Below are 18,127 nucleotides of genomic sequence, written 5' to 3'. Positions count from 1 at the left end.
CCCCTTTCCGTTCACTGTACGCGCGCCGGGCACCCCCGGAAACGGTTTGCGCGGCCGACCAGAATGGGCGTTGTGACCGTTTGGGAAATCCCGCCCGCCTTCGCTGAACGCGCCCCCAAGGTGCTCGGCCCGGAAGCCGTCCCGTGGCTCGCGTCGCTGCCGTCGCTCGCGCGGCGGTACGCCCGGAAGTGGGAGCTGGAGTTCGAGGACACCGCGCGGCACGGCTACGTCGGCGTCGTCCAGCCCGCCCGGCGCGCGGACGGTTCCCGCGTGGTGCTCAAACTCGGCTGGGTGGAAGAAGAATCGCGCGACGAACCGCTCGCACTGTCCACATGGGCCGGTCGAGGATCGGTGCTGCTGCACGAGTCCGCGCCCGAGGACGGCGCGATGCTGCTGGAGCGGCTCGACGACAGCCGGACGCTCGACGGGGAACCGCTGCTGCCCGCCGTCGAGATCATGAGCGAACTCGCCCGCCGGCTCGCCGTGCCCGCGCCTGCCGAACTCACCCGCACGCTGTCCGCCGTCGCGGAGGAACTGCTGGAGGAACTGCCCAAATCGTGGCGGGAATTGGACGAACCGCTCCCCCGCCGGGAACTGGACGCCGCGCTGGAGGTGTGCCGCGATCTCGGTCCGGAAGCGGGCAACGCGCTGGTGAACGAGGACCTGCACTACGAAAACGTCCTGTCCGGCACCCGCGAACCGTGGCTGGTGATCGACCCGAAGCCGCTCGCCGGAGACCTCGAATACGGCGCGCTTTCGTTGCTGTGGAACCGGTTCAGCGAATCCACACTGGACTCTAAGCTCGCCGCGAGCGGTCTGGACCGCGACCGCGCCAAGGCGTGGACGCTCGTCCGGTCAGTGCAGAACCGGTTGTGGCATGCCCAGGATCTTGTCGATTTCGGCGGTTTGGACGAGGACGACGACGGCCCCTCCGCCGAAACGCTGCCCGCGCTGACCCGATGGGCGCTGCTTGGCTGAGAATTCGCCGAGCCACGGCACGAGCGCGCACGGACGGCAGCCGATAGTGTCGGCGCCATGGCAGGCACAAACCGGGTTTACGCAGCACAGCTCGCGGGTCTGCCGGTATTCGGGCCCGACGGGGAATCGATCGGCAAGGTCCGCGACGTCGTCGCCGGCCTGCGGCTGGACCAGCAGCCGCCGCGGATCCTCGGCATGGTCGTGGAGCTGGCGACCCGGCGGCGGGTGTTCGTCCCCATGCTGCGGGTCACCTCGATCGAACCGAACGCCGTGACGCTCGCCACTGGTTCGGTCAACATGCGGCATTTCCACCAGCGGCCCAACGAGGTCCTGGTGTGCGGGCAGCTTCTCGACGCGCACGCGACGCTCACCGGCACGGAAACCCGGGTGACCGTGGTCGACGCGGCGATGGAGCCGACCCGCACGCGGGACTGGGTGCTGGCGAAGCTCGCCGTCCGCGAGCGCTCGACCCGGCTCACGCTGGGCCGCCGGCGCGCCGCGATGCAGGTGCTGCCGTGGAGCGAGGTCTCCGGGCTCGGGCTCACCGACCTGACCGGACAGCCGCAAGGCGCGGGCCAGCTGCTGATGCTGTTCGACACGATGCGCGCGGTCGACGTCGCCGCGACGCTGCGCGACCTGCCGATCAAGCGCCGCCACGAGGTCGCCGACGCGATGGACGACGAACGGCTCGCGGACGTCATCGAGGAGCTTCCCGAGGACGACCAGAAGGAACTGCTGGCCTACCTCGCCGAGGAACGCGCCGCGGACATCCTCGAGGCGATGAACCCGGACGACGCCGCCGACCTGCTCGCCGAACTCGCCCCGGCAGAGCAGAGCCGGCTGCTGGAACTGATGGAGCCGGAGGAATCCGCGCCGGTCAAACGGTTGCTGGCGTATTCGTCGGACACCGCGGGCGGTCTGATGACGCCGGAGCCGGTGGTGCTGACGCCGGACGCGACGATCGCCGAGGCGCTGGCGCACATCCGCAACGCCGAACTCCCCGCCGCGCTCGCCAGCATGGTGTTCGTGTGCCGTCCGCCGACCGAAACGCCGACCGGCCGGTTCGTCGGCGTCGTGCATTTCCAGCGGCTGCTGCGCGAACCGCCCGCCGAACTCGTCGCGAGCGCGGTGGACACCGACCTCACCGCGCTGCGCCCGGAGGCGACGCTGTCCGAGGTCACCCGGTATTTCGCGGCGTACAACCTGGCGTGCGGCCCGGTCGTCGACGCCGAGGACCATCTGCTCGGCGCCGTCACCGTCGACGACGTGCTCGACCATCTGCTGCCCGACGACTGGCGCGAAACCGGACTGCACGACGTCGCCGACGGCGCTGATCTCCAGGAGGCCGACCGTGGCTGAACTCAGGACCGGCCGCAGGCTCGACCAGCCGCGCGGCCAGGCCCGTCTGCGGCTGAACATCGACCCGGACACCTTCGGCCGGTTCACCGAGCGGATCGCGCGGTTCCTCGGCACCGGGAAGTACCTGTTCTGGCAGACGCTCATCGTGGTCGTCTGGATCGTGCTGAACCTGGTCGCGGTGTCGCTGCGGTGGGACCCGTACCCGTTCATCCTGCTCAACCTGGCGTTCTCGACGCAGGCCGCGTACGCCGCGCCGCTGATCCTGCTCGCGCAGAACCGCCAGGACGACCGGGACCGGGTGTCGCTGGAGGAGGACCGCACGCGCGCCGCGCAGACCAAGGCGGACACCGAGTACCTCGCCCGCGAACTGGCGGCGCTGCGGCTGGCCGTCGGCGAGGTCGCGACCCGCGACTACCTGCGCAGCGAACTCGACCGGCTGCGCGACGATCTCGACGTGGACCCCAAGCCGCGCAAGGCCAAGCAAAGCTGAACTGGGCAGTACGTACGATGGAAGCGTGACTGGTACACAGCAGCTCCCCAGCGTCGACGACGTCCGCACCGCGCTGAAGGACGTGTACGACCCGGAAATCAAGAAACCGATCACCGACCTCGGCATGGTCAAGGACGTGGCGGTCGGCGACGACGGGGTGGTCGACGTCGGGATTTACCTCACGGTCGCGGGCTGTCCGCTGAAGGCGACGCTGACCGCGGACACGAAGAAGGCCGTCTCGAAGCTCCCCGGCGTCGCCGACGTGCGGGTCGAGCTCGACGTGATGAGCGACGAGCAGCGCACTGAGCTGCGCAAATCGCTGCGCGGCGACGCGGCGGAGCCGGTGATCCCGTTCGCGCAGCCGGGTTCGATGACGCGGGTCTACTGCGTGGCGTCAGGCAAGGGCGGCGTCGGCAAGTCGTCGGTGACGGTGAACCTGGCCGTGGCGATGGCCGAGCGCGGGCTGTCGGTCGGCGTGGTGGACGCGGACATCTACGGCCACTCGGTGCCGCGCATGCTGGGCGCGCGCGAGAAGCCGACCAAGGTCGACACGATGATCATGCCGCCGCAGGCACACGGCGTGAAGGTGATCTCGATCGGCATGTTCACGCCGGGCAACGCCCCGGTGGTGTGGCGCGGCCCGATGCTGCACCGCGCGCTGCAGCAGTTCCTGGCCGACGTGTTCTGGGGCGACCTGGACATCCTGCTGCTGGACCTGCCGCCGGGCACCGGCGACATCGCGATTTCGGTGGCGCAGCTGATCCCGAACGCGGAAATCCTCGTGGTGACCACGCCGCAGCAGGCCGCCGCCGAGGTGGCCGAGCGCGCGGGCGCGATCGCGATGCAGACGCGGCAGCGCGTCGCGGGCGTGATCGAGAACATGTCGTGGCTGGAAACCCCGACCGGCGAACGCATCGAGGTCTTCGGCGCGGGCGGCGGCCAGACGGTCGCGGATTCGCTGTCGAAGTCGGTGGGCTCGACGGTGCCGCTGCTGGGCCAGGTCCCGCTGGACCCGCGCCTGCGCGAACAGGGCGACGAGGGCACGCCGATCGTCCTGTCCGACCCGGAGGCACCGGCGTCGCTGGTGCTGAAGGACGCGGCGAAGCAGCTGTCGGTCCGGGCGCGCGGTTTGGCCGGGATGATGCTCAACGTCAGCCCCGCCGGTCGCTGACCCTGGACCCCTGGACAGCAAAAGAGGCGCGCACCTTTCGCGGGTGCGCGCCTCTTTTTGTGCGCTTAGGAGGCGTGCACGGTCACCAGAAGGGCACCGGACTCGCGGAGCGTCACCTTGGTGTCGCCCGGCTTCGTCACCGTCCAGTCGATGTCCTCGGGCTTCTTCGCGGACACATCAGCCGACTTGTCGGGCAGGCCCTCGACATCGATGTTCTGCGACTGGTCGGACGTCACCTTGATCTTCACCTTGTTGCCGACCTTGACGTCCACGGCCCCAGCCGGCGGCGTGACCTTCCCGCCCTGGTAGGCGACGGTGACCAGCACGTCAACGCCTGCCTCGCCGGTCTGCGCGCCGCGCTTGACGTTCGGCTGCTCACCGGTGGCGCCGCCGTTCCCGGGAGCGCTCGCCTCGCTGCTCGCCGGAGCCGACGAGGACGGCATCGCCGGGGCGGGGACCGAGGTGTAGGTGGCGGGAGCCTTGGTGCTGGGCTCGTCGTCGGCACTGCACCCGGCGACGGCGAAGGCGGCCGCAGCGATCGTTCCGGCCAGCGCAGCCGCACGGCGTGACATATCGGGAACCTCCAGGGTCGGTTGAGCTGATGCCCTGAGGCTACCGAGCCTGATCAGCGCGTCGCGCGTCGGCTTGGCCGCTCGGCCGTGGTCAGGTGGCGTCCGGGTCCACCGGCGGACGCTCGCCGGGCTTCAACGGCTCCGGCTGCGGCAGCGCGGTCTGCGGCTTGATCGAAGCGGATCCGAATCCCCGTCGAACAAATCCCGCGCGGGACCGAGATTACGCAGGCCACGCAAACCTTCGAGCGGTTCGCACAACTGGTCGTGAACGAGGATCGCGGTTCCCACCGGGATTGCCGCGCCCGAACGGTCAGGTGGCGTCCGGGTCCACCGGCGGACGCTCGCCAGGCTTCAACGGCTCCGGCTGCGGCAGCGCGGTCTGCGGCTTGATCGTCGGCGCGCCGTTCGAGCCGTTGGATCCGTTCGACCCGTTCAGCTCGTTCTTGAAGCCGTTCAACCCCAGCGGATCCGAATCCCCGTCGAACAAATGCTGCGTGACCACCCGCTTCGGGTCGAGATTGCGCAGGCCGCGGAGGTCTTCGAGGGGTTTGCGCAGCTGGTCGAACTCCGGGCCCATCTCCTCGCGCAGCTGCTCGCGCGCGCCGGTCGCGAAGTCGCGGGCCTTGCGGACGCTCTTCGCCATCCAGGCCGCCGCTTCCGGCAGCCGTTCGGGTCCGAGGATGAAAAGCCCCGCGATGATGAGCACGAGGATCTCGCCCCAGCCGACACTGTCGAACACCCGTGAAACCTCCGCTCGGTGCTGCCCCGCCCAAGACTACCCGGGCCGTTTCGCGCCCCGGCAGGCCCGAACGTCGCACGGCAGCTTAAGAACGGGTGTCAGTCAGACCCGAGCGTGACGTCCACCACCAGCAGCGCGCCGTCGCGGGCCAGCTGCACCGGAACCACCTGGCCGGGGTCGTGGCTGCGCACCGCGACGGTCAGCTCGGCGGAGTCGCGCACGACGTGGTCGCCGATCTTGGTGATCACGTCGCCTTCCTTGATCCCCGCGCCCGCGGCCGGACCGCCCGGCGCGACGTTGCGCACCTGCGCGCCCATCGTCGACGAACCGGCGACCGTCGAGGCCGCGTTGATGCCGATGTCGGCGTGCTTGACCTTGCCGTCCTTGATCAGCGCCTTGGCGATTTTGATGGCGTAGTCGCTGGGAATGGCGAACCCGATGCCGATGCTGCCGCCGTCGGAGCTGGACGAGCGGATCGCGGAGTTGATCCCGACCAGCGCACCGGTCGAGTCGACGAGCGCCCCGCCCGAGTTGCCGTGGTTGATCGCGGCGTCGGTCTGGATGGCCGAGTAGGTGACCGGAGCCGCCCCGTTGTCGCCGCCCGCGGTGACCGGCCGGTCGAGCGCGCTGACGATGCCCGAGGTGATCGAGTTCTGCAGCGCCAGCGGCGACCCGACCGCGATCACCGCGTCCCCGACCTGCAGCGCGGACGATTTGCCGACCTGCATCACGACCGGGTTCGACACGTTGACCTTCACCACGGCGAGGTCGGTTTTCTGATCCGCGCCCACGACCTTGGCCTCGGTGCGAGTCCCGTCGTTGAACACCGCGGTGATCTTCGTAGCCGCGTCGCCGACCGCGGTCGCGACCACGTGCTCGTTCGTGAGGATGTACCCCTGCGGGTCGATCACCACGCCGGAACCCTGCTCGCCGCTGTCCGCCCCGGGCTTGACCACCTCAAGCGAAACCACCGCCGGCGCCACCCGCCGCGCGATGTCCGCGAGCGACCCCGGAGGCCGCTCCTTGGCCGCGTCCGCCTCGGAAATCGTGGCACTGCCGGTCAGCGAGGACCCGGTGTCCGCGACCCACCAGCCGACCAGCCCGCCCACCGCGCCGATCACCAACGCGACGACGCCGAGCAACGCCAACGCCTTCGGCTGCACCCGCCGCCCGAACAACACCTCAGGCAAGCTCAACTGCGCACCGCTGGGCAGCTTCGGCTTCTCGCCTTCGTCGTCCTCCGGAACGACCGCGGGCCCAGCCAGCACAGCCCCAGCCGCCGGATCCCGCCAAGGATCGCTGGCATCAGTCCACAACGGATCTTCCGCGGCGCCGTTCTCCCCGGACGCCTCGAGCGGCCGCTGCAACCGCACACCCTCGGCCCCCGCAGGCCTGCTGAACGCCTCCGCGAGAGACTCGGGCGTCGGCGGCGCGAGACTGAGCTTCTGCTGCCCATTCCCGTTCGGCGGCGGGGTGTAAAGCTTGTCGAACGCCCCCTCAACCCCGTGCGGACGCCCGAAGACAGCCGCCTGCTGCTGATCCACCGCAGGCCGCTCAAGCGGCCGAGGACCCAACCGGTCCGTCCCCACGGCACCAGACTGGTCAGAATTAGCGTTCGGCTGGTCGGTCATCATTCCCCGGGAAGCGGTTCAGTAAGGCTGGGAGTCGACGATACCCAAGCCTAGGGAGAGTCTGCCCAGACCGCAGTGAAATGCCTGTTGCCTGCCCCCGCACACCTCACCCGCCAACTCAGCCAAACCACGCGCCCCACCCACCCAAGGCGACCCGCGCACCCAACCCACCAAGGCACCCACAATCACCGCGTCCCCACGTCCCCAACCGCAGCCCGCGCACTCAACCCACCAGCGCAGCCACACCCGGCCCTGCACCCCGATACGAAGCCAAAAACGCGGACGGCGGGTGCTTGTCAAGGCATCTTTCCCGCCTTGACAAGCACCCGCCGTCCGTCGTCACAATCAGCTTCGGGGTGCCCCCAACCCACCAGGGCGCAATGTCGCCGCCAGGCGACGAGCCGAACCCTCCGACCTACCGAGCCGCGACAGCAGCCCCCGCCCGAATCACCTCAGGCTCGACCTCCGGCTCCGGAGACACCGACTCCGCCCCGCCACCAGCCTTAGGCACGTTCATCTGCGCAGGCAGCAAATTCGCATTAGGCACCCGCACCGGCCCAGTCCCGCCGGACCCTTCCCCGCTATCCGCCGAGGTCCCGACGAGCGCGAGCGCGCTCAGCACGAGCCCGGACACCACGACCCCGGCCCCTTGCGCCGCCCGTTTCCGGCTGAAGCCGAACCTTCCGCCGCCGAGCACGTTCGCCGACTGCCCGAGCGGCGCGGTTGTTCCCAACGGCGCGGCACCTCCGAGCACCCCGGCGTCGCGCAACCCGGCCACGCGGTCCGGCCGCTGGATGGCCACCAGTTGGCCATCGGCGGTGACCGCGAGGTTGTCCGGCGAACCGGGCAGATCAGTGTGTTCCGGAATCGACCGGAGGCTGGCCAGGAAGCCAGCCGACATCGACGGCGCGCCCGCGTCCTTCACCGCGGCGACGGCCTGCCGCTGCGAGGTCACCTCGGCCGCGCAGTCCGGGCAGCGCGCGACGTGCGCGAGCGCCCGGTCGTGGGCGATCGGCGTCAGCTCGCCGTCGACCAGTGCGACTACCGCGTCGGGCATGAGGTGGGATTCGGCGAAACGCCAGCCGGTCATACGGACACCTTCGCAGATTCCTCTCGGGTCGCGCGACGGCGCTCGAGCGACGCGCGCAGCGCCGAGCGGCCGCGGTGGATACGGCTGCGCACGGTGCCGAGCTTGACGCCCAGCGTCGCGCCGATCTCCTCGTACGACAGTCCTTCCACGTCGCACAGCACGACCGCGGCCCGGAACTCCGGCGGCAGCTCGTCGAGCGCCTCCTGCAGATCAGGGTCGAGGTGGGTGTCGCTGTAGTGCTGCTCCGGGCTCGGGTCGTCGCCGACGATCCGGTCGGTGTCCTCGGGCAGTCCCTCCATGCGCACGCGCGAGCGGCGGCGCGCCATGTCGAGGAACAGGTTCGTGGTGATCCGGTGCAGCCAGCCCTCGAAGGTGCCGGGCTTGTACGACGCCAGCGACCGGAAGACGCGGATGAACGTCTCCTGGGTCAGGTCCTCGGCGTCGTGCGTGTTGCCGGTGAGGCGGTAGGCGAGCCGGTAGACGCGGTCGGCGTGTTCGCGCACGACCTCGTCCCACGAGGGCGGCGTCCAGGCCGCCTCGGCTGCGTCCACGGTCACCGGAGCGGCTTCCGGCAGTTCGGCGTTCTGCATCAGGGGAGCAGGCACCTCCATCTGGGTCAACTCCTCTTCACCTCTGCCAACGCGGGCCGGGCACACGGTGTTCCCGTGTGGTTGAGACTCAGTCTGCCGAGCTTCCTTATGGAACTCATGAGACCGATCTGAGAGCAGCCTGAGAAGTTGGCCGGCGAGGGCCTTTCCAGGGTTTTCGGGGGCTTTCCCCCGGACCGGAAGGCGCTTACCAGGGAGCCTTCGCTGATTTATCGACAACCAGCGCTAACCTTCGCGCGTGAGTTCGGGGACAGAGGCGGCGGCCGAGACCGGGGCGGTCGGCGCCGAGCAGGTCGACGGGTACCTGCCCGACGACGACGTGCTGACCGCGGCACGGCTGCGCGCGGTCGACCTCGGTTGCGCCCCGCTGGCCCCCGGAGCAGGCACGACGCTGCGTTTTCTCGCCGCGACGGTCGCCGCGCGGGCGGTCGTGGAGGTCGGCACCGGATCCGGCGTGAGCGGGCTCTACCTGCTGCGCGGGATGGCTGCCGACGGCGTGCTGACCTCGATCGACGTCGAACCGGAGTACCAGCGGGCGGCGCGCAAGACCTTCCTCGACGCGGGATACCCGCCGGGCCGGACGCGGCTCATCGTCGGCCGCGCGCTCGACGTGCTGCCGCGGCTCACCCCCGGCGGCTACGACCTGGTGTTCGTCGACGCCGCGCGGATCGAGTACCCCGGCTACTACGAGCAGGGAGTCGCGCTGCTGCGCCGCGGCGGGGTGATCGTGTTCCACCAGGTCCTGGCGGGCGGGCGGCTCACCGACCCGTCCCGGCGCGACCCGGAGACGATGGCGCTGCGCGAGGTCGCGCGCGCGGTCCGCGAGGACGACCGGCTGATCCCGGCGCTGCTGCCGGTCGGTGGCGGGCTGCTGGTGGCAACGGCCTGCTCGTGAGCGATTAGCTGCTCACCAGCACCCTCTTCTCGCTCCGGACCCGCGTGCCCACCTGCACTGCCGCCACGGCGAGCCCCAGCCACACCACGACGGCCACGATCAGCCAGTTCCACCCGGCCCGCCCGTAGACGACGCTGCCGACCCCGCCGCCGACGCTGCTGCCCAGGTAGTACATGAGCATGTACAGCCCGCCGACCTGGCCGCGCGCGTTCTCCGGGGCCTCGGCCGCGGCCCAGCTGTTCGCGATCGAGTGCGCGGCGAAGAACGCCGTCGTCAGCACGAGGAAGCCGACGACGATCAACGGCAGCGAGTCCGGGATCGTCAGCAGCGCGCCGACCGCGGTCAGCGCCAGCACCCCGACCAGCGCCTGCCGACGGCCGATCCGCGCGGACAGCCGGTTGGCCGTGGCCGACGAGACTGAGCCGAGCGCGTACGACACGAACACCAGCGACGCGATCGCCGGCGACAGGTTCAGCGGCGCGCCGGTCAGCCGGAACCCGGCCGCGTTGTACAGCGCGACGAACGCCCCCATGGCCAGCAGCGCGACGGCGTACTGCGCGAGCAGCACCGGCCGCCGCACCGCGGTAAGCAGGCCGGCGCCGATGTCGCGAAGGCCTTGCCGATCCCCCGTCTTGACCGGCGAAGGCGGCAGCATCACCACCGTCACGACCGCGCAGACCAGCGAAATCCCGGCCACCACGTACAGCGCGCCGCGCCAGCCGAACGGACCGGCGGTGAATCCCGTGGCCAGCCGTCCGGTCATGCCGCCGATGGTGTTGCCCGCGATCATCGCCCCGACCGCGGCCGCGACGCCGGTCTTCCCGAGCCGTTCCACGAGGTAAGCCGTGGCCACGCCGGGGAATCCGGCGATCGCGACGCCCTGCACCGCGCGCAGCACCAGCAGCAGCGAGTAGTCCGGCATCAGCGGCAGCAGGAGCCCGAGCACCGAGGAGATCACGACGGACGCGATGATCACCGGCCGCCGGCCGACCACCTCGGACAACGCGGCGATGGGCAGCACGGAGATCGCCAGCGCACCGGTCGCCACGCTCACCGCGAGCGCCGCGCCGCCGGGATCGAGATGATACTGCCCGGCGAGCTGCGGCAGGACCGCTTGCGGGGCGTAGAGCAGGGCGAACGACGTGAAGCCCGCGGCGGCGACCGCGACCTTGACCCGGCGGGCGGAGGAGCGCATGACCTTGAAAGTAAGCTTGGCTAATCAATACGTCTAATACGTTGATCTGCCATCATTCATACCGTGCCGAATGAGAGCCTCACCGCGCAGCTCGTCCCGCACCTGTCTCTGCTGGCCACGCTGCGGAGCACCGGAAACGTCACCCGCACGGCCGAGCTACTCGGAGTGCCGCAACCCACAGTCAGCAGGCGGCTGGCCGCGCTGGGACACGCCCTCGGCGCGCCGCTGACCGTGCCCGACGGCCGGGGCGTCCGCCTCACCCGCGCCGCCGAACTGCTGGCTGACGCGGCCGAACGCGCGCTGCCGGTGGTCGACGCCGGGGTCCGCCTCGCCCGCGAGGAGATCGAACCGGCGAGCGGCCGGGTCGTGCTCGGATTTCTGCACCTGCTCGGCCGGTCGCTGGTGCCGGGATTGCTGCGCGCGTATCGCGAACAGGCCCCGACCGCCCGGTTCTCCCTCGTGCAGGGTTCGTTGCAGGACATGGTCGACCGGCTCGTGTCCGGCGAACTCGATCTCGCCCTGCTCGCCCCGGTCGTCGAGGACGAACGGCTGGAGACGGTCGTCCTCGACCGGCAGCCGATCCACCTGTCGGTTCCCGCCGGACACCGGCTGGCCGGACGACGAAGCGTGCGCGTGACGGAACTGGCCGACGAGCCGTTCGTGCTTCTGGAGCCCGGCTACGGCCTGCGAAGGATCACCGACGACCTCTGCGCCGCCGCCGGTTTCACGCCGAAGGTGGCGTTCGAGGGCCAGGAATCCGACACTGTCCGCGGACTCGTCGGCGCAGGCCTTGGCGTCGCGCTCCTGCCGCGCTTCGAACCCGGCTCGCCGGCAGGTGTCGCGGAGGTGCCGCTGCATCCGCCGGTCCACCGGACGATCGGGCTCGCCTGGCGGGCCGGGGAGCCGCTTTCGCCCGCCGTTCAAGCGTTCCGGGATCACGTGCTCGGCAGGACGGACTAGCGGCCAGGGTGGTATTTGTATCCCGGTACCGTGCTACCGTTTCCGGTATAGAAATACCGGAACTTGAGGACGCGAGGTAGTCGTGATCGAGCTGAAGACGCCTGCGGAGATCGACCGCATGCACGTGACCGGGCGGTTCATCGCCGAGGTGCTGACCGAGGTCGGCAAGCTCGCCGACGTCGGCGTGAACCTGATGGACCTGGAGCACCACGTGCGCGGCATGATCAAGCGGCGCGGGGCCGTCTCGTGCTACTGGGATTACGCGCCGTCGTTCGGCGAAGGCCCGTTCCGCAACGTCATCTGCCTGTCGGTCAACGACGCCGTCCTGCACGGCCTGCCGCACGACTACACCCTCCGCGACGGCGACGTGCTCACCGCGGACATCGCGGTCACCATCGACGGCTGGGCGGCGGACTCCGCGCGCACGGTCATCGTCGGCACGCCCGCCGAGGAGGACCAGCGGATCATCCGGGCCACCGAGGAAGCGCTCGAAGCCGCGATCAAGGCGTCGCGCGCGGGCAACCGGCTCGGCGACATCTCGGCCGCGATCGAGGAGGTCGCGACCGGTTACGGCTACCCGGTCAACACCGAGTTCGGCGGGCACGGCATCGGCCGCACCATGCACGGCGACCCGCACGTGTCCAACCGCGGCAAGGCGGGCCGGGGCATGAAACTCCGGCCAGGCCTGACACTCGCGCTGGAACCGTGGCTGGCGCGCACGACGGACAAGATCGTCTACGACCCGGACGGCTGGACCATTCGCTCGGCCGACGGCTCGCGTACCGCGCATTCCGAGCACACGGTGGCGATCACGGACGGGGAGCCGATCGTGCTTACCCGCCGGGAGGAAGAGCTGGCGGGGAAGAACTAGCCGGGCTGCCGCGGCGAACCCGCCGCGGCAGAAACCGGTTAGCCCTCGTACGAAGCCGCGAACTCCACCAACGTCCGAGCCGCGAACCCCGACGCGCCCGGAACCACGTCGTCGTACGGCTTGTCCGCGCGCGCCGGGCCCGCGATGTCCAGGTGCGCCCACGGCAGCCCCGCCGTGAACTCGCGCAGGAACAGCGCCGCCATGATCCCGCCGGGACCGCCGGGGGCCTGCCGGACGTCGCCCAGTTCGCCTTCGATGCCGGTCGCGTAGTCCTCGACCAGCGGCATCCGCCACCACGCCTCGCCAGCGCGGGCACCAGCCTCGATCACTCGCGCGGCGAGGTCGTCGTCGGTCGCGAAGACGCCGCCGGTGCGCACGCCGAGCGACACCTTCATCGCGCCGGTCAGCGTGGCCGCGTCGACGATCAGGTCCGGTTTGAACTGGTCGATCCCGTACGCGAGCGCGTCGGCCATCACCATCCGGCCTTCGGCGTCGGTGTTGCCGACCTCGGTGGTCTGGCCGCCGTAGTGCCGCACGATGTCGCCCGGCCGGTACGAGCCGCCGGAGACGTGGTTTTCCGCGGCGGGCACCAGCGCGGTGACGCGTACCGGCAGCTTCAGTTCGGCGATCGCGCGCATCGCGGCGATGACGGCCGCGCCGCCCGCCATGTCGGTGCGCATCAGGTGCATGCCGTCGGCCGGTTTCAGCGAGATGCCGCCGGTGTCGAAGGTGATTCCCTTGCCGACGAACAGCAGGTGCTTCGTCGCGCCGCGCGGGCGGTAGGTCATTTCGATCAAGCGCGGCGGCGAAGCCGAACCGCCACCGACCGCCAGAACTCCGCCGAACCCCTTGTCGGCGAGCCACTTCTCGTCTCGCACGGTCACGTCGACGGTGCCGCCCAGCACCTTCGCCGCGGTGTTCGCCAGCCACGCCGGGTTCTTCACATTGGACGGCGTGTTCGCGAGATCGCGCGTAAAGGCAGCAGCCGCCGCGAGAATGCGTACGCGCGCGACTGCGTCCGTGTACGCGGGCACGGCGCGCTCATACGCGACAACGAGGCGTACGGCGGGCACGGGAGGCTTCGGCTCTGTCGTGGTGACCACAAACCGGTAGCCGCCCAGCGACAGTCCAACCGCGAATTCGGCGGCGTGCTCCGCTGTCGCGTCTTCGGGCAGTACGACCTGGACTGTCCGGATGGGACGGTTCTCGGCTGCTTCGCGCATGGCGCGCGCCAACGCGGCACCGGTCCGTCGAAAGTCCTTCGGCGCGCCGTCACCGATACCGGCGACCCAACGCGGACCGTCGCCGTCTTCGGACACTTCGCGTACTTCGGCGGTGCGTCCGCTCGACCCGTACGCTGCGCCTTCCTCCGCCTCGGCCGACGCGACCAGCAGTGCTCGCGGGACTCCGCGGCGCGTCGCGGCGACGACCTCGATTTCGGGCAGCTTCGTGGGAACGGGTGGTAGCGAGTTACGCACAGCGAGCAACCTTAGGGCGCAGACGAACCGACCCCGGCCTCCAAGAGGAGACCGGGGTGCACAGTGGACAGAGCGGGGAGAGCGCAGGTCAGCCAGTGACCTCCTGCAGCGCAGCGCCGAGGTCCTTCGCTTCCTCCGCGGAGAGCTCGACGACCAGCCGGCCGCCACCCTCCAGTGGCACCCGCATGACGAGGCCCCGCCCCTCCTTGGTCACTTCGAGGGGACCATCTCCGGTCCGGGGCTTCATGGCCGCCATAGCGTGCTCCCTCCGTCTCAACCGGCGCGCCCGGGTCGCGCACTCCCATGCCAGCCGGGTCTCGTCCCCCATTGTCCCTCATCAGCGCCCGGGCGCGAACGCGGACCGATCATTTGCCGCCGCATCGGTGCTGGTATGCCGCCCGCCGAGGGTGCGAGACTCAGTCCCGAGAACCCGAACCGCCGCTTCCGAGGAGCATTTCGTGACCACATCCGACGTCCTGTTGACCGCCGACGCCGACGGCGTGCGCACCCTGACCCTGAACCGGCCGGAGGCGTACAACTCGCTGACCGTCGAGCTCAAGGAGCGCCTGATCGCCGAGCTGCGCGCGGCCGCCGAGGACCCGGACGTCCGCGCCGTCGTGCTCACCGGGACCGGCAAGGCGTTCTGCGCCGGACAGGACCTCAAGGAGCACGTCGGCCTGCTGCAGGCGAACGACCCGGCCCCGCTGCACACGGTCAGCGACCACTACAACCCGATCGTCAAGCTGATCACCGGGATGGCGAAGCCGGTCATCGCGGCGGTGAACGGCACCGCGGCCGGTGCCGGCGCGGCCTTCGCGTATGCGAGCGACCTGCGGATCGCGGCCGAGTCGTCTTCGTTCTTGATGGCGTTCGCGAATGTCGGGCTCGGGCCGGACTCGGGGGCGTCGTGGACGTTGCAGCGGTTGATCGGGTACGGCCGGGCGGCGGAGTTGATGTTGATGGCTCGGACGGTGGATTCGGCGGAGGCGTTGCGGATCGGGCTCGTCGGGGAGGTCGTGCCGGACGAGGAGCTTGCCGCTCGGGCGCAGAAGGTGGCCGCGAAGCTGGCGGGTGGGCCGACGGTGGCTTACGCGAAGATCAAGAGCGTGCTGGGGGTGGCGGCGGAGTCTTCGCTGGAGGAGGCGCTGGCTGCTGAGGATGCGGCGCAGACGGAGTTGGGGGGCACTGCGGATCACGCGGAGGCGGTGGAGGCGTTTGTGGGGAAGAGGAAGCCGGAGTTTCAGGGGAAGTGAGTGGCGGCGGGGTGAGCGGTGAAGCCGCTGAAAGATGAGCGGTGAAGCCGCTGAAAGATGAGCGGCGAAGCCGCTGAAAGAAGGTGGCGGTGGGGCACCCCGAAGCCCGAGTGTGCTGACGGTCTGAGGGTGGTTGTCAAGGCGGGAAAGATGCCTTGACAACCACCCTCAGACCGCAGGGAGGCTTCGTATCGGGGTGCAGGGCCAGGTCTGGGTGCGCTGGTGGGTTTGGGTGCGCGGGCTGCGGTTGGGATGTGGGGGTGCATGGCGAGTTGCGTACGCGAGTCGCGTTGGTGGGTGACTGAAAAGCTGTGAAGGGAACCCTGAGGGAATCTGATTCCTTCAGGGGTCCCCTCACGGACTTCAGGCTGCGCGGAAGCAACCCCTTACGTGGTCGTCGACCATGCCGGTGGCTTGCATGAGGGCGTAGCAGGTGGTGGGGCCTAGGAAGGCGAAGCCGCGTTTCTTCAGGTCTTTCGCCATTGCCTTTGATTCGTCGGTGATCGCTGGGACGTCGGCCATGGTGCGGGGGCGGCGGTGTTTCGCGGGGGCGAAGGACCACAGAAGTTTGTCCAGCGGGATGTCCAGGTCTGCCACGGCGCGGGCGTTCTTTACTGCCGCTTCGATTTTCGCGCGGTTGCGGACGATGCCGGCGTCTTGCATCAAGCGTTCGACGTCCTTCTCGCTGAAGCGCGCGACCTTCTCCGGGGCGAAGCCACGGAAGGCTTTTCGGAAGTTCTCGCGTTTGCGCAGGATGGTGATCCAGGACAGTCCGGACTGGAACGACTCTAGGCACAGGCGTTCGTACAGTTCAGCCTCGCCGTGCAGCGGGACGCCCCACTCTTCGTCGTGGTACGCCGCGTAGTCGGGAGCTGAGTTGCCCCAGCTGCAGCGGGCGATTCCATCCTCGCCCAACAGGTCCGTCATTGTTCCCCCATTGAATAGTTCTCCGCGAACCTCGCGAACTGGCGCAGCGAATGCCGCACCCCGAGCGCGAACGCTGGGCGTGCCAGGGGCCAGCCTGCGCGGCCTAGCAGGCCGAACGGCAGCTTGAGGTGTTCGGCCCACACGAAGGTGCAGTGGCCGGCGCCCTTGGCCAGCACTTGGAAGACTCCGGTTCCCTGCACGAGGCTGCCCAGGTGGCGCACTGTGCAGCGCAGCGGCGGTTCCCAGGTGGTGATCTCCATGGTGTCGGTGAAGCCGATGCCGCCGAAGCCGGTGAAGGCCGACAGCTTCGAGCCGACACTGCGGCCGTTGCCTTCGATGACCCGCACCTGCGTGCCGAGCATCCACTCGCCTTGGCGGGCCCAGTCGGTGAGCGCGAGCCAGGTCGTGCCAGCCGGTGCCGCGACGTCGACCGACAGCACCAGGTCACTCACCCGTCGGCCTCCGGTGCGCCGCCTCGCGCGGTTGCTGTGCGGCTTCCAGCCGGGCGACCCGTTCGCGCAGTTCGTCCAATTCTACCCCGGTCCTGCGCAGCACCCAGTCCACTTCGGACATCTTGTAGCCGCGGAACACGAGCTGGAAGCGCACCTGGCGGACGTCCTCGCCGGTGATGTCCTCGGCGGGCAGGCGGGTGGGCGAGCTGCCCGGCGGCAGCGGCGCCAGTTCCTCGCCCCGGCCGAACACCACAGCGGCCAGGAGGAACACCACGGCGGCCACCAGCAGCATGACTACGAGGTAGATCAGCGCGGTCGTCACGCGACGATCGTGGCACACCGTCCCCAGGAACGTCGCGCTAGCACGACAAGTCGGAAGGACAGGACCACCCAGGCGACCATCAAAAGCCCGCACGGGCCGCTGAGGAACAGCCTCGCCGCGTCGACCACTCCGGTCGCTCCGATCAGCAGCAGGATCGAGAACAGATTGAGGCCCACCGCGATCGCGCCCAGCACCCGGCAGACCCTGGCCGTGCGCACGCCGTCGAACCGGCGGCTCAGCAACCGCGTGCTCAGCAGGGCGAGAAGGCCGAGCACGGGCACGGCGTAGAGCGCGGCGTGGGTGAGCTGCGTGACGTACGGGTACCAGCCGGGGTTCGGCGTGGTCAGCCGCGACCAGGAACCGTAGGTGAAGATGCGTGCCAGTTCCCACGACGCCTGCATCGCGGGCACGCCGAGGACGAGCAGCCACAGCGTTCGTACGCCGTTGTGCATGCTCAGTTCCGCTTGGTAGTCACCCGCGATCTCTCGGACGTGGCCGAAATCCGCTACCGCGCGGCGTTGCGCTTCCGTCTCGCTCCAGCCGCCTTCGCGGTACGCCTCGGCCGCGTCCCGCAGACCGTCGCGGGCTTCGGCGAGCAGGTCCGCCTTCGTGCCGCGGCGGCCGACCAGCATTCGGTCCAGTTCCGCCAGGTAGCCGTCGATCGGGCTGGTCGTGGCCCGGCTTGTCGTGGTCATGGTTCCAGCACCCCGCCGATCACCGTGGTGAACTCCCGCCACTGCGACCGTTCCGCGGCCAGCGCCTGCTGCCCGGCGCGAGTGAGCCGGTAGGTGCGCCGTTTGCGGCCGGACACCACGTCCCACTCACTCGCCAGCCAGCCGGCGCGCTCGAGCCGGCGCAACGCCGGGTACACCGTGCCGGTGGGCAGGTCGAGCGCCCCGTCGCTGCGCAGCGACAGCGCCTCGATGATCGCGTAGCCGTGCAGCTTGCGGCCGTCGAGGACGGCGAGCAGCAACGCGTCGAGGTGTCCGCGCAGCGTATCCGCTTTCATAGGTCGGCAGTCTACTCATCTTGACCCTGGCAGGCTAATCTCCGCCGCCCGCGCACTCGTCCGGGAAAAACCCTGAGATCACCCCGATCTCATGGGTTTTGCCGCTACATGTAGCCACGCTACCTAT

Annotated in this window: 21 protein-coding genes; 8 read left to right on the top strand and 13 right to left on the bottom strand. The window is 69.9% G+C overall.

Annotated features, from left to right (window positions below; all coding sequences use genetic code 11):
• Window positions 1-63: 63 nt before the first annotated feature.
• Genes ACZ7OI_RS32675 through ACZ7OI_RS32660 form a run of 4 tightly spaced genes read left to right on the top strand, consistent with a single transcriptional unit; the run spans window position 64 to window position 3,998 of the window.
• Complete coding sequence (locus ACZ7OI_RS32675) at window positions 64-978, top strand: aminoglycoside phosphotransferase family protein (RefSeq protein ID WP_470267927.1); 915 nt, start codon at window positions 64-66, stop codon at window positions 976-978.
• A gap of 57 nt (window positions 979-1,035) precedes the next feature.
• The gene (locus ACZ7OI_RS32670; RefSeq protein WP_470267926.1) at window positions 1,036-2,337 is read left to right on the top strand and encodes a magnesium transporter MgtE N-terminal domain-containing protein; all 1,302 of its coding nucleotides are present in this window, start codon (window positions 1,036-1,038) and stop codon (window positions 2,335-2,337) included.
• Window positions 2,330-2,827 (top strand): DUF1003 domain-containing protein, encoded by a 498-nt coding sequence (locus ACZ7OI_RS32665; RefSeq protein WP_470267925.1) that lies wholly within the window; start codon window positions 2,330-2,332, stop codon window positions 2,825-2,827. The genes ACZ7OI_RS32670 and ACZ7OI_RS32665 overlap by 8 nt, the downstream gene beginning before the upstream one ends.
• A 25-nt stretch (window positions 2,828-2,852) precedes the next feature.
• Window positions 2,853-3,998, top strand: coding sequence for an Mrp/NBP35 family ATP-binding protein (locus tag ACZ7OI_RS32660; RefSeq protein ID WP_116204745.1), 1,146 nt, complete (start codon window positions 2,853-2,855; stop codon window positions 3,996-3,998).
• Window positions 3,999-4,063: 65 nt separating this feature from the next.
• Here ACZ7OI_RS32660 and ACZ7OI_RS32655 read toward each other — a convergent pair whose 3' ends face one another.
• The 5 genes from ACZ7OI_RS32655 to sigE all read right to left on the bottom strand — a co-directional run bounded on the left by ACZ7OI_RS32655 (window position 4,064) and on the right by sigE (window position 8,641).
• Window positions 4,064-4,570, bottom strand: a complete 507-nt coding sequence (locus ACZ7OI_RS32655; RefSeq protein ID WP_470267924.1) for a hypothetical protein — start codon at window positions 4,568-4,570, stop codon at window positions 4,064-4,066.
• Between the two features lie 310 nt (window positions 4,571-4,880).
• Window positions 4,881-5,309, bottom strand: a complete 429-nt coding sequence (gene tatB, locus ACZ7OI_RS32650) for a Sec-independent protein translocase protein TatB (protein WP_470267923.1) — start codon at window positions 5,307-5,309, stop codon at window positions 4,881-4,883.
• A 98-nt stretch (window positions 5,310-5,407) separates the two neighbouring features.
• Complete coding sequence (locus ACZ7OI_RS32645; RefSeq protein WP_470267922.1) at window positions 5,408-6,940, bottom strand: S1C family serine protease; 1,533 nt, start codon at window positions 6,938-6,940, stop codon at window positions 5,408-5,410.
• Between the two features lie 415 nt (window positions 6,941-7,355).
• Complete coding sequence (locus tag ACZ7OI_RS32640; protein ID WP_470267921.1) at window positions 7,356-8,030, bottom strand: anti-sigma factor family protein; 675 nt, start codon at window positions 8,028-8,030, stop codon at window positions 7,356-7,358.
• Window positions 8,027-8,641, bottom strand: a complete 615-nt coding sequence (gene sigE, locus ACZ7OI_RS32635) for an RNA polymerase sigma factor SigE (protein ID WP_037353366.1) — start codon at window positions 8,639-8,641, stop codon at window positions 8,027-8,029. The genes ACZ7OI_RS32640 and sigE overlap by 4 nt, the downstream gene beginning before the upstream one ends.
• Window positions 8,642-8,876: 235 nt before the next feature.
• On the opposite strand from sigE, the gene ACZ7OI_RS32630 reads away from it, so the two are divergent.
• Entirely contained in the window at window positions 8,877-9,533 is a 657-nt protein-coding gene (locus ACZ7OI_RS32630) for an O-methyltransferase (protein ID WP_470267920.1), read from the top strand.
• 4 nt (window positions 9,534-9,537) lie between these two features.
• Here the strand turns inward: ACZ7OI_RS32630 and ACZ7OI_RS32625 are convergent, their stop codons facing one another.
• Entirely contained in the window at window positions 9,538-10,728 is a 1,191-nt protein-coding gene (locus ACZ7OI_RS32625; RefSeq protein WP_470267919.1) for an MFS transporter, read from the bottom strand.
• Window positions 10,729-10,791: 63 nt separating this feature from the next.
• On the opposite strand from ACZ7OI_RS32625, the gene ACZ7OI_RS32620 reads away from it, so the two are divergent.
• Both ACZ7OI_RS32620 and map read left to right on the top strand, forming a co-directional pair.
• The gene (locus ACZ7OI_RS32620) at window positions 10,792-11,688 is read left to right on the top strand and encodes a LysR family transcriptional regulator (RefSeq protein WP_470267918.1); all 897 of its coding nucleotides are present in this window, start codon (window positions 10,792-10,794) and stop codon (window positions 11,686-11,688) included.
• A gap of 82 nt (window positions 11,689-11,770) precedes the next feature.
• Window positions 11,771-12,559 carry a type I methionyl aminopeptidase gene (gene map / locus ACZ7OI_RS32615; protein WP_470267917.1) on the top strand — a complete coding sequence of 263 codons (789 nt, stop codon included), beginning with the start codon at window positions 11,771-11,773 and terminating at the stop codon, window positions 12,557-12,559.
• A gap of 38 nt (window positions 12,560-12,597) precedes the next feature.
• Here map and ACZ7OI_RS32610 read toward each other — a convergent pair whose 3' ends face one another.
• Together ACZ7OI_RS32610 and ACZ7OI_RS32605 are read right to left on the bottom strand one after the other, a co-directional pair.
• Window positions 12,598-14,037 carry a leucyl aminopeptidase family protein gene (locus ACZ7OI_RS32610; protein ID WP_470267916.1) on the bottom strand — a complete coding sequence of 480 codons (1,440 nt, stop codon included), beginning with the start codon at window positions 14,035-14,037 and terminating at the stop codon, window positions 12,598-12,600.
• Window positions 14,038-14,125: 88 nt separating this feature from the next.
• Complete coding sequence (locus tag ACZ7OI_RS32605) at window positions 14,126-14,293, bottom strand: DUF3117 domain-containing protein (RefSeq protein WP_005155393.1); 168 nt, start codon at window positions 14,291-14,293, stop codon at window positions 14,126-14,128.
• A gap of 202 nt (window positions 14,294-14,495) precedes the next feature.
• Between ACZ7OI_RS32605 and ACZ7OI_RS32600 the strand changes: the two genes are divergently transcribed.
• Window positions 14,496-15,290 (top strand): enoyl-CoA hydratase-related protein, encoded by a 795-nt coding sequence (locus ACZ7OI_RS32600; RefSeq protein WP_470267915.1) that lies wholly within the window; start codon window positions 14,496-14,498, stop codon window positions 15,288-15,290.
• A 363-nt stretch (window positions 15,291-15,653) separates the two neighbouring features.
• Here ACZ7OI_RS32600 and ACZ7OI_RS32595 read toward each other — a convergent pair whose 3' ends face one another.
• Genes ACZ7OI_RS32595 through ACZ7OI_RS32575 form a run of 5 tightly spaced genes read right to left on the bottom strand, consistent with a single transcriptional unit; the run spans window position 15,654 to window position 18,000 of the window.
• Window positions 15,654-16,217, bottom strand: coding sequence for a DNA-3-methyladenine glycosylase I (locus tag ACZ7OI_RS32595; protein ID WP_470267914.1), 564 nt, complete (start codon window positions 16,215-16,217; stop codon window positions 15,654-15,656).
• A complete protein-coding gene (locus ACZ7OI_RS32590) occupies window positions 16,214-16,669 on the bottom strand; it encodes an SRPBCC family protein (protein WP_470267913.1) in 456 nt (151 codons plus the stop codon). The genes ACZ7OI_RS32595 and ACZ7OI_RS32590 overlap by 4 nt, the downstream gene beginning before the upstream one ends.
• A complete protein-coding gene (locus ACZ7OI_RS32585; protein WP_037815935.1) occupies window positions 16,662-16,991 on the bottom strand; it encodes a DivIVA domain-containing protein in 330 nt (109 codons plus the stop codon). Before ACZ7OI_RS32585 ends, ACZ7OI_RS32590 begins: the two co-directional genes overlap by 8 nt.
• Window positions 16,988-17,686 carry a permease prefix domain 1-containing protein gene (locus tag ACZ7OI_RS32580; RefSeq protein WP_470267912.1) on the bottom strand — a complete coding sequence of 233 codons (699 nt, stop codon included), beginning with the start codon at window positions 17,684-17,686 and terminating at the stop codon, window positions 16,988-16,990. Before ACZ7OI_RS32580 ends, ACZ7OI_RS32585 begins: the two co-directional genes overlap by 4 nt.
• A complete protein-coding gene (locus tag ACZ7OI_RS32575) occupies window positions 17,683-18,000 on the bottom strand; it encodes a helix-turn-helix transcriptional regulator (protein WP_344288659.1) in 318 nt (105 codons plus the stop codon). The genes ACZ7OI_RS32580 and ACZ7OI_RS32575 overlap by 4 nt, the downstream gene beginning before the upstream one ends.
• Window positions 18,001-18,127 lie beyond the last annotated feature (127 nt).

Source organism: Amycolatopsis sp. NPDC114503, from assembly GCF_055633655.1.
The sequence above is the reverse complement of the archived record's forward strand: the minus strand, read 5'-3'. Positions and strand labels throughout refer to the sequence as shown.

Coding starts and splice junctions, on each gene's coding strand:
- ACZ7OI_RS32675 (WP_470267927.1), top strand. CDS start 64: ATGGGCGTTGTGACCGTTTGGGAAATCCCGCCCGCCTTCGCTGAACGC.
- ACZ7OI_RS32670 (WP_470267926.1), top strand. CDS start 1,036: ATGGCAGGCACAAACCGGGTTTACGCAGCACAGCTCGCGGGTCTGCCG.
- ACZ7OI_RS32655 (WP_470267924.1), bottom strand. CDS start 4,570: ATGTCACGCCGTGCGGCTGCGCTGGCCGGAACGATCGCTGCGGCCGCC.
- ACZ7OI_RS32645 (WP_470267922.1), bottom strand. CDS start 6,940: ATGACCGACCAGCCGAACGCTAATTCTGACCAGTCTGGTGCCGTGGGG.
- ACZ7OI_RS32640 (WP_470267921.1), bottom strand. CDS start 8,030: ATGACCGGCTGGCGTTTCGCCGAATCCCACCTCATGCCCGACGCGGTA.
- sigE (WP_037353366.1), bottom strand. CDS start 8,641: ATGGAGGTGCCTGCTCCCCTGATGCAGAACGCCGAACTGCCGGAAGCC.
- ACZ7OI_RS32625 (WP_470267919.1), bottom strand. CDS start 10,728: ATGCGCTCCTCCGCCCGCCGGGTCAAGGTCGCGGTCGCCGCCGCGGGC.
- ACZ7OI_RS32605 (WP_005155393.1), bottom strand. CDS start 14,293: ATGGCGGCCATGAAGCCCCGGACCGGAGATGGTCCCCTCGAAGTGACC.
- ACZ7OI_RS32595 (WP_470267914.1), bottom strand. CDS start 16,217: ATGACGGACCTGTTGGGCGAGGATGGAATCGCCCGCTGCAGCTGGGGC.
- ACZ7OI_RS32580 (WP_470267912.1), bottom strand. CDS start 17,686: ATGACCACGACAAGCCGGGCCACGACCAGCCCGATCGACGGCTACCTG.
- ACZ7OI_RS32575 (WP_344288659.1), bottom strand. CDS start 18,000: ATGAAAGCGGATACGCTGCGCGGACACCTCGACGCGTTGCTGCTCGCC.